Source organism: Intrasporangium chromatireducens Q5-1 (assembly GCF_000576575.1).
Classification (GTDB): domain Bacteria; phylum Actinomycetota; class Actinomycetes; order Actinomycetales; family Dermatophilaceae; genus Intrasporangium_A; species Intrasporangium_A chromatireducens.
In genome coordinates this window covers 1-930 of sequence record NZ_AWQS01000527.1, presented here as the reverse complement: position 1 = coordinate 930, position 930 = coordinate 1, and the positions used below count along the sequence as shown (strand labels likewise).

Genomic DNA, 930 nt, shown 5'->3' with positions numbered 1-930 from the left:
ACACCGTCGTCTACGAGATCCATGACTACGGCGTCGGCATCCACGACGAGCACGGCGACGTCGTCGCCGATGCGCCCGGGATCGCCGTCTTCACTCGGGCCAACGACTTCGGCATCAAGAAGGCGCTGGAGTTCGTCGGCCGCGAGACCCTGCGCCCGGGCGACATCTTCCTGCTCAACTACTCCTACTGGTCCTCGGCGCACGCCCTCGACCCGCTGGTCTTCATGCCGATCCACGACGGCGACCGGCTCGTCGGCTTTGCGTCGTGCCGGATCCACGTGCTCGACCTGAAACAGAAGGATCCTGGCTATGTCGTCGACTCGACCGACATGTACCAGGAGGGCATCTTCTTCCCGGCGACCCGGCTCTATCGGGCGGGCGTCGCCAACGACGACGTCTTCAACCTGATCCGGGTCAACAGCCGGATGCCGGAACGCACGATCGGTGACCTGCAGGCGCAGGTGTCGGCCGTCCTCTCCGGGGCACGCCGGGTCGTCGAGATGACCCGCAGGTATGGCGTTCCGGTCGTCCGTGCCGCGCTGGCAGCGATCAACGACCACGGTGAGCGCCTCGCCCGCAGCGCCCTCGACCGGCTGCCGAAGGGCACCTGGAGAGCGACCGACATCCTCGACAGCGATGGGGTCGAGCTGGACCGGACGGTCACCATGAGCGCGACCGTCACGATCACCGACGAGGAGATGGTCATCGACTGGACCGGTAGCGAGATGTGGGCCGGTCCGACCGGCGACGGCACAGGGTTCCGGGGGCCGATCGCGCTGCCGCTCGGCAAGACCCTCGCCTTCTGTAGCCTCGTCTTCAAGGCCCTCACAACGCCCGAGACGCCTGTCGTGGCCGGCAACTTCCGACCGCTTCGGGTCGTCACGCAGCCGGGTTCGGTCATGCATGCCGTGCCGCCGATGCCGACCTTCA

At 67.2% G+C, this 930-nt stretch carries 1 protein-coding gene; it reads left to right on the top strand.

All coding sequences use genetic code 11. The annotated features are described in order from the left end of the window. Window positions 1-930 (top strand): hydantoinase B/oxoprolinase family protein (locus tag N864_RS22705; protein WP_034722934.1); only part of this gene is annotated, 930 nt, incomplete at both ends.